Here is a 9,024-nt window from a genome sequence, read left to right as displayed (position 1 = left end):
CGCACGGCTCCCGGCGCGCCGCCTCTGCGCACCCTGTCGGGGGTCGTTCAAGCAGCTCGGGACCGTTCGGCGGACTCGACGAGACAGCGTTCGATAACCGCGCGGAGATGGGTTCGGTCGAAGGGCTTTCCGACGTGATCGTTTGCGCCCGCTGTAAGGAGCGCGCGAACCTGCTCCGGCAGGACATGCGCCGTCATCGCGATGATTGGCACGGCGCGCACCACACCCTCGAGCCCCCGTATGAGCCGCATCGCCGTGATGCCGTCCATGACCGGCATCTCCACATCCATCAGCACGAGATCGAAGGCCTGCTCCTGCACCCGTTTCACGGCTTCCGAGCCGTCGCAGGCGATGGACACGCGATAGCCCATGGCCTCCAGAACCATCTGGGCGATCTCGCGGTTGATTGCGCCGTCCTCGACGAGGAGCAGATGCGCCTGCCGCGACGTGTCGTCTTCGACCGGTCTGGGCAGAGCCGCGGCAACCGGTCGGTCGGACGACCGCTCGCCAGTCGGCACACGCGGAAGCACGAGGCTGAACCAGAAGGTCGAGCCGACACCGTCGCGGCTCTCAAGGCCGATGGCGCCGCCCATCGCTTCGATCAGCCCTTTCGATATGGCCAGCCCTAATCCTGTACCTCCGAACCGTCGCGTGGTGCTGCTGTCGGCCTGCACGAAGCGGGTGAAGAGCCGCGCCTGCGCCTCGGCGGGAATGCCGATGCCCGTATCGCAGACGGCGACGCGCAGAGCGATGCCATCCGGCGTTGCCGCTTGTTCCAAAGAGACGGTCACAGAGCCCTGCGGCGTGAACTTGACCGCGTTGTTGACGAGATTGAGCAGCACCTGTCTCAACCGGGTCTTGTCGCCGATGAGGAAATGCTCGTCGCCTGCGCCGACGTCCAACCGAAGGTCGAGACCCTGGCGCTCGGCGGTGCCGGCGACGAGGGCGACGGTCTCCTCCATCAGCCCTCGCGGCGAGAACGGGGCAGCTTCGAGTACGACGCCATGGGCTTCGATGCGTGCGTAGTCTAGGATGTCGTTGACGACCGTCGTCAGGACTTCGCAACCGACGCGCATCTGATCGATGCAGCGCATCTGGTGCGGGGTGAGGTTGATTTCATCACGGAGTAGGTCACCGAAGCCCACGATAGCGTTCAGGGGCGTGCGGACCTCATGGCTCATCGTCGCCAGGAAGTCGCCCTTGGCACGCTCGCCGGCTTCGGCGCGCGCTTGCGCCCTCTCGGCGCGATGGCACGCTTCGGCCAGTTCTACAGTCCGCTCTGCGACCCGGCCTTCCAGATCGGTGTTGGCCTGCGCCAGGGCGCGATCACGCTCGCCGAGCCGGGCCAGCAATTTTGTCAGGGCATCCGTCAGTTCGGCGATCTCCCGGTAGCCGTGCGGCTTGGGTAGCTGCGCGTTCGTCGAGGAATGGCCGATGCCGCCAGCGGCGCCCGCCAAGGCGCGAAGCGGCTCGGCCAAGCGCTCGGCCGCCCACCAGCCGAGCAGCGCGAATAGAAGCGTGAAAGCCGCGCCGCCGAGTACCAGTTGATTGACGATGGGATCGGAGATCGCTTTCGCGACCTCGACCGGCTGGCGGACCAGGACTGTCCAGGGCAGCGTCGGCCGGTCAGCCACAGGTCGGGCGCGGCTCGCGCCGGTGAAGTAATCGCCCCCATCGGGCCATGTCCCGCGGGCGCTCGCGAGCTCGGCTCCGGCCGTCAGTGCCGGAAGCGCGGGCAGATCGACATCGATCCGTCGACCGGCCTGATCGCCGGGACCGAGGATCACGGTTCCGTCCCCTGCGAGGATCAGCACCTCGACGCTCGGCTCACGCTTCAGGGCGGTCGCGATGGCCGCTCGGCTCATCTCACGCATCCAACTGACACTGAGATGGCCGCCGACGACGCCGACGACGGCGCCGGAAGGGTCGCGGAAGGGCATCGCCACGTCGACGAACCGCCGCGGCTCGCCGTAGGGCAGCGACGGCAAGCGTTTGGCCAGCAGCTTCGCTTCGTGGATGTCGATGACGGCCAAGGCCTCGATGCCGCGCTGGAACCACGGGCGCGCCGCAACGCTCTCGCCCTCCAGCATGCCGTCGGTGCTGGCGAGGACGATACCGGTCCGGTCCGCGAAACCGATCCAGGCATAGGCGGGAAAGCTCTCGCGCAAGGCGTCGACCCAAGCACGCCGCGCTTCCGGCGTGGTGGCGTTCGTCCGGGCGACCGAGGACAGCACGGCCATGTCGCCGAGCCGCTCGCTGATGTTGGCGTCGATGATCTGGCGCAGATGCTCCGCCAGGTCAGCCGTGTGGGCCTCCGCGCGGATCTGCACCCGCGCCGCGATGAATTGGGAGACGACGATCGTGGCGGCGAAGGTGAGGAGCAGCGCCCCGGCCGCGAAAGTGAGGGCGAGGAGCGTGCGCAACCGCATGATGACGTCCGACACTGAGACGCCCCATCATGGCCTCGAGCGGTTAATTTCGAAGCCCGCTCGGTCCTGACGATTCGGCGAGCGGATCGACGTTCGGCCTTCTCGGTCCAGCGCGACAACTCAGGGATCCAGAGCCGTCTCGCACACGTAAAGCGCTCTATTCGGTCGGCCCATGATTGTCGCAAGAGGCCATATATTCATGTTTTGTTCTGCTTAATGTTCCAGGCCGCCGAAAGGCGGCCTGGAAGGAGATCGAGCGATTCGGATTTTGAGTGCTGCCGTCGTCGTTAAACAAAGGCAAACGCTGCCGTCACCCAAATCTCCACCCCAGGACGTCGGGATTACGAGCAGCCCGTCGTGGACCCGCAGGTGTCGCACTTCAGGCAGGTGCCGTTGCGGACCAGCGTGAAGTTCGCGCATTCCGGGCAGGCCTCGCCGACATAGCCTTTCATCTTCGCCTCGGCGCGGCGGTCCGCGACGCTCCGCTCCACCTTTGCGAAGGGCAGGGCGTCCGCGATGGTCTCGGCCTGACCGGGCGCCGCCGGCTCCGCCTTCAGCGCGGTGCTGCCGCGGATCGCGTGGACCGTTCCGCCGGCCGGGGCCGACTGACCGGCGCTCGCCGCGCCCACACCGACCGTCCCGCCCGCTGGGCCGCCCTGGATCAGGGTGAGCCGGTCGGCCGAGCCGCGCAGGAGGCCGCGGGAGACCACCGAGGAGGCCGGTGCGGGCTTCGGGCCCTCGCGGGTCGTGTCGCCGCTCTCGCCGCCGCCGATCACCGTGCCGCCGATCTCGGCGGGGCTGACATGGGCGAGGTCGGCGCGGCCGAGATACGAGACGGCCAGCTCGCGGAACACGTAGTCGAGGAGCGACGTCGCGTTCTTGATCGCGTCGTTGCCCTGCACGAAGCCCGCCGGCTCGAACCGCGTGAAGGTGAAGGCCTCCACGTATTCCTCCAGCGGCACGCCGTACTGGAGGCCGAGCGAGATCGCGATGGCGAAGTTGTTCATCAAGCTCCGGAAGGTCGCGCCCTCCTTGTGCATGTCGATGAAGATCTCGCCCAGCCGCCCGTCGTCGTACTCGCCGGTGCGCAGGTAGACCTTGTGGCCGCCCACGACTGCCTTCTGGGTGTACCCCTTGCGCCGGGCCGGCAGCTTCTCGCGGGAGCGGATGCGCTCCACCCGCTCGATCACCCGCTCGACGATCTTCTCCGCCACCGCAGCAGCCTTGGCGGCGGCCGGGGCCTGGATCAGCGCCTCGATGCCCTCATCCGCCTCGTCGTCTTCATCCGAGATGAGGGCCGAGTTGAGCGGCTGCGACAGCTTCGAGCCGTCGCGGTAGAGGGCGTTCGCCTTGAGGGCGAGACGCCAGGACAGCAGGTAAGCCGCCTTGCAATCCTCCACCGTGGCGTCGTTCGGCATGTTGATGGTCTTGGAGATCGCCCCCGAGATGAAGGGCTGGGCCGCCGCCATCATGCGGATGTGGCTCTCCACCGAGAGGTAGCGCTTGCCGATCCGCCCGCACGGGTTGGCGCAGTCGAAGACCGCGTAGTGCTCGAGCTTGAGGAAGGGCGCGCCCTCCAGCGTCATCGCCCCGCAGATATGGGTGTTGGCGGCCTCGATCTCCTTCTTGGAGAAGCCGAGGAACGGCAGCAGCTCGAAGGTCGGGTCCGCGAGCTTCTCGGCCGGGACCTTCAGGGTCTGGATCAGGAAGTCGTCGCCGAGCGTCCAGCGATTGAACACGAACTTGATGTCGAAGGCCGACTTCAGCCCCTTCTCCACCGCGGCGATCTTCTCGTCCGAAAAGCCCTTGGCGCGGAGCGTCGTCGGGTTGATCCCCGGCGCCTGGCCCATGGAGCCGTGGCCGACCGCGTAGGCCTCGATCTCGGCGATCTCGGATTCGCGGTAGCCCAGCGCCCGCAGGGCGTCCGGCGCGGCCTGGTTGATGATCTTGAAGTATCCGCCACCGGCGAGCTTCTTGAACTTCACCAGGGCGAAGTCGGGCTCGATGCCCGTGGTGTCGCAATCCATCACGAGGCCGATCGTGCCAGTGGGCGCGATCACGGTGGCCTGCGCGTTCCGGTAGCCGTGCTCCTCGCCGAGCTTAAGCGCCCGGTCCCAGGCGGCGCGGGCATGGTCGCCCAGGTCGGCCTGCGGGATGTTGGCATGGTCGAGGGCGACCGGCGCGACATTCAGGAACTCGTAGCCTGCGGTCTCGCCGTGCGCGGCCCTGCGGTGGTTGCGGATCACCCGCAGCATCGCGTCGGCGTTCTCGTCATAGGCCTGGAAGGTGCCGAGTTCGGCAGCCATCTCGGCGGAGGTGGCGTAGGCGACACCGGTCATGATCGCGGTAAGCGCGCCGGCCAGTGCCCGGCCCGCATCGGAATCGTAGGGCAGGCCCATGGTCATCAGCAGGCCGCCGATATTGGCGTAGCCGAGACCCAGCGTCCGGTACCGGAAGGAGAGTTCCGCGATCTCCTTGGATGGGAACTGCGCCATCATCACGGAGATCTCGAGCACCACCGTCCAGAGGCGGTTGAGGTGCTCGAACGCCTCCACGTCGAAGCGCTTGGTCTCCCGGTCGTACATCGTCAGCAGGTTCGCCGAGGCGAGATTGCAGGCGGTGTCGTCGAGGAACATGTACTCGGAGCACGGGTTCGAGGCCCGGATCCGCCCACCCGCCGGGCAGGTGTGCCAGTCGTTCATCGTGGTGTTGAAGTGCAGGCCCGGATCCGCCGACGCCCAGGCGGCCTCGCCGATCCGCTCCCACAGCTCACGCGCCTTCAGGGTCTTGGTGACCTTGCCGGTGGTGCGGGCCGTGAGGTTCCAGTCCGCGTCCGCCTCGACGGCGCGCAGGAAGCCGTCGGTCAGGGAGACCGAGTTGTTGGAGTTCTGGCCGGCCACCGTCAGGTAGGCCTCGGAATCCCAGTCGGTGTCGTAGACGGGGAAGTCGATCTTGGTGAAGCCCTGACGGGCGAACTGCACCACGCGCTTGATGTATGCGTCCGGCACGGACGCCCGCCGGGCAGCCTTGATCTCGCGCTTGAGGGCCGGGTTGCGCTCGGCGTCGAAGCAGGCGTCGCCTTCCGCCTCGCACTGGGTGCAGGCCTTCATCACCAGGGTCAGGTGCTTGGAGACGACCTTCGAGCCGGTCACCAGGGCGGCGACCTTCTGCTCCTCCTTCACCTTCCAGTCGATGAAGGCCTCGATATCCGGGTGGTCGATATCGACGATCACCATCTTGGCGGCACGCCGGGTGGTGCCGCCCGACTTGATCGCGCCGGCCGCCCGGTCGCCGATCTTGAGGAAGCTCATCAGGCCCGACGACTTGCCGCCGCCGCCGAGCTTCTCGTTCTCGGCGCGCAGCTGCGAGAAGTTCGAGCCGGTGCCCGAACCGTACTTGAACAGGCGCGCCTCACGCACCCACAGGTCCATGATGCCGCCCTCGTTGACGAGGTCGTCCTGGACCGACTGGATGAAGCAGGCATGAGGCTGCGGGTGCTCGTAGGCCGTGGCCGACTTGGTCAGCACGCCGGTCTGCGGGTCGCAGTAATAGTGTCCCTGGCTCGGGCCATCGATGCCGTAGGCCCAATGCAGGCCGGTGTTGAACCATTGCGGCGAGTTCGGCGCCACCATCTGGCGGGCGAGCATGAAGCGCAGTTCGTCCATGAAGGCGGACGCGTCCGCCTCCGACGAGAAATAGCCGCCCTTCCAGCCCCAGTAGGTCCAGCAACCGGCGAGCCGGTCGAAGACCTGCGTGGCGGAGGATTCCGAAACGAAGCGCTCGTCCTCCGGCAGTTCCGCCAGCGCCGCCTCGTCGGGCACCGAGCGCCAGAGGAACGAGGGAACCGCGTTCTCCTCGACCTTGCGGAGGCGGGCCGGCACACCCGCCTTGCGGAAATACTTCTGCGCGAGGACGTCGCTCGCCACCTGGCTCCAGCTCTCCGGCACGTCGATGCCGTCGAGGCGGAACACAATCGACCCGTCCGGATTGCGGATCTCGCTCAGGGCCTTGCGGAAGGGGATCCCGGCGTAGGGCGATTGTCCGGCCGTTGTGTAGCGACGCTCGAACCGCATGAAACACACCTCTTCCGACGGGACACGACGGCCCCGGCCCCGCGCGACGCGGGGTCTATGCCCGATATTGGGATTCGCGGCCGAACACGCCCGGCGAAGGGTCGTCACCCGGTGTCGCGAACGAAATCTAGGAACGGTCGCCCCTGCTCAACGCGCCACTCCAAGGTCGCGACCGATGCCGGGAGAATACCGCCGCCTTCACTCTCACGTCAACAAGTGGTGTTCGGCGGCCTTGTTCCCCGCTAGATGTTGTGCCGGCTCGCAAAAGCCTGTGGATATCGTCCCGGGCCCGGATAAGTGTCCTTCCCGCTTTCCGGAATCGGATCGGGAAAATTTTAGATTCACAACCGTCGAGAGAGCGGTGGGCGCCCGGCCGAAACGGGGAGCGGAAAGCCCGCCTTGAGCGTTGCCGCGCAGCGACACTTCCGTCTCGCGGCTGGACTCGCGGGCGCGCGGTCACCATAACGACGCCGAGAAGCGCCCCCGCGGCGCGGCACGATCTCGGGACCGGCGATGGCGCTGAAGGACACTTTGCTGCGCGTCTTCACATGGTGGAACGGCCAGACCGTCTCCCTGGCGCTCCAGACCGCCCGCACCGGCATTTTCGTCGGCGAGGACGAGTTCGGGAACAAGTACTACAAGGCGGAAGGCGCGCTGATCGACCGCTCGGTCGGTTCGGAGCGCCGCTGGGTCGTCTACAACGGCTATGCCGACGCCTCGAAGGTCCCCCCCGGCTGGCGTGGCTGGCTCTGCCACAATGTCGATTTCGCCCCGAGCGAGGAGAACTACGAGCCGAAGGCGTGGCAGAAGCCGCATATCGAGAACCAGACCGGCACGGCCAACGCGTACCGGCCGGCGGGTTCGCAGCTCTCCTGGGGCCAGCGGCCGGCGGCCACCGGCGACTACGTCTCCTGGTCGCCGGGCGAGTAGATCCCCGGTCTCCCGCGGACCCGGCGCCCTTTTGCCGCCACCGTTCCGGTGTTCATGACGGGCCAATCCCGATCGTCCGCCGCGCAATCGTTGGCGCGGCCGGCCACCCTCGTCTAGGGGTCCGAGCCTTGAGCCGCATCACCGCCTTCGCACGCCGCGCGCTCGCCCCGAGCCTGGCGCTCGCCATCTGCGCCAGCCCTGCCGCCGCCGACAAGATCAAGAACCCGACCGCGGTCTTCTCCGGCCTCGACAAGATCACCGGCCGGATCGTCAATTTCGAGGTGGCGGTCGACGAGACCGTGCAGTTCGGCGCGCTGCAGCTCACCCCGCGGGTCTGCTACACGCGTCCGCCCACCGAGAGCGCCAAGACCACGGCCTTCCTCGAGGTCGACGAGGTGACCCTCGACAACAAGTACCGCCGCATCTTCACCGGCTGGATGTTCGCGTCGAGCCCCGGGCTGCACGCGATCGAGCATCCGATCTACGACGTGTGGCTGGTCGACTGCAAAGGCGGCAGCGATGTGATCGCCGAAGCCAAGGAGCAGGAAGACGTCCCGACCGTCGCGGCCAAGCCCGAGAAGGCGAAGCGCCCGGGCAAGGACCCCACGAAGACCGCGCAGCAGCTCAATGCGGCCGGGCAGGTGGACGTGGAGGCGCCGCGCGGCGTGCCCGTCCAGCCGCGCCAGAAGCCCTCGCGCAAGTTCTTCCCGTCGAACGAGGGTCCGGCACCGGCTCCGCCGCCGCCGCATCAGCCGCAGAACCTGTTCGACGCTCTATTCCGCTGACCGCGTCCGCGATCCGGTCCCGGCACCCGGCTCGATGAACTCGTCCGGCGTCGTCAGGGGCCGGTTCGAACCGCGACGCCGCTTCAGGCGACGTTGACGCGCCGCCCGCGATTCCACGCCAGGAACGGAACACCGGAGAGAAGTCCGGCGAGCGCCGCACCCGTCTGGTGGCAGCCGTTCACCGAGACCCGGGGCAGGGCCTGAAGGTGCGCGGCATGCTCGGCGAACAGGTGACCGGGCCGCGTGGTCACCGCCGTCGCAAAGCCCATCTCCCGCGCCAGGGCGAATTCCCGCGGTCCGGCGGAGGTCGGGTCTCCCACCGGATAGGACAGGTGCCGGACCGTCCGTCCGAGTTCCGCCTCGATCCGTGCGCGTCCCTCAGCGATCTCGTGGGCGGCGAAGGCGGCGTCGTGCTTGGCCAGCATCGGGTGGCTCACCGTATGCGCGCCGATGGTGACGGCGGGGTCGGCGGCGAGGTCGCGCAGCTCCGCCCAGGACAGGCACAGTTCGGAGGCGATCCGTCCGGGCGGGAAGCCGGCCTGTCGGCAGAGCTCGGCGATCCGGTCGAGAAGGTCGGCCTCGCGGCCGCGGCGCAGGTCCCGGTAAACGACTTCGAAGGCCAGAGCCTTCTCCTGCGGGCTGCGGGCCGGCAAGTCCACGCTGCGGGACCCGATGTCGATCCGCACGCGATCGAGGCGCGCGATCGCGTGCTCCAGCTCGATCCACCAGAGCCGGCCGGCCTGATCGGCGAAGCCGCTGGTGACGAACAGCGTCCATGGCGCACCGTGGCGGGCCAGCACGGGACGC

At 67.9% G+C, this 9,024-nt stretch carries 5 protein-coding genes; 2 read left to right on the top strand and 3 right to left on the bottom strand.

The window, feature by feature from the left end:
* Positions 1–47 precede the first annotated feature (47 nt).
* On the bottom strand, positions 48–2,444 hold the full coding sequence (locus I53_RS05775) for a hybrid sensor histidine kinase/response regulator (protein ID WP_251982235.1): 2,397 nt from the start codon (positions 2,442–2,444) through the stop codon (positions 48–50).
* A gap of 326 nt (positions 2,445–2,770) precedes the next feature.
* Positions 2,771–6,502, bottom strand: coding sequence for a vitamin B12-dependent ribonucleotide reductase (locus I53_RS05770; RefSeq protein ID WP_043347695.1), 3,732 nt, complete (start codon positions 6,500–6,502; stop codon positions 2,771–2,773).
* A 513-nt stretch (positions 6,503–7,015) separates the two neighbouring features.
* Between I53_RS05770 and I53_RS05765 the strand changes: the two genes are divergently transcribed.
* Together I53_RS05765 and I53_RS05760 are read left to right on the top strand one after the other, a co-directional pair.
* Positions 7,016–7,432, top strand: a complete 417-nt coding sequence (locus tag I53_RS05765) for an NADH:ubiquinone oxidoreductase subunit NDUFA12 (protein ID WP_083935982.1) — start codon at positions 7,016–7,018, stop codon at positions 7,430–7,432.
* Positions 7,433–7,560: 128 nt separating this feature from the next.
* Positions 7,561–8,217: a DUF2155 domain-containing protein gene (locus I53_RS05760; protein WP_043347693.1), complete on the top strand. Its 657-nt coding sequence runs from the start codon at positions 7,561–7,563 to the stop codon at positions 8,215–8,217.
* Between the two features lie 83 nt (positions 8,218–8,300).
* On the opposite strand, the gene I53_RS05755 is transcribed toward I53_RS05760, so the two are convergent.
* Positions 8,301–9,024, bottom strand: a 724-nt coding sequence (locus tag I53_RS05755) for a polysaccharide deacetylase family protein (RefSeq protein WP_043347692.1), incomplete at its 5' end; no start/stop codon positions are given.

The sequence above is a fragment of the Methylobacterium sp. B1 genome, from assembly GCF_000333255.1.
Taxonomy (GTDB): Bacteria; Pseudomonadota; Alphaproteobacteria; order Rhizobiales; family Beijerinckiaceae; genus Methylobacterium; species Methylobacterium fujisawaense.
The sequence above is the reverse complement of the archived record's forward strand: the minus strand, read 5'-3'. Positions and strand labels throughout refer to the sequence as shown.

Coding starts and splice junctions, on each gene's coding strand:
- I53_RS05770 (WP_043347695.1), bottom strand. CDS start 6,502: ATGCGGTTCGAGCGTCGCTACACAACGGCCGGACAATCGCCCTACGCC.
- I53_RS05765 (WP_083935982.1), top strand. CDS start 7,016: ATGGCGCTGAAGGACACTTTGCTGCGCGTCTTCACATGGTGGAACGGC.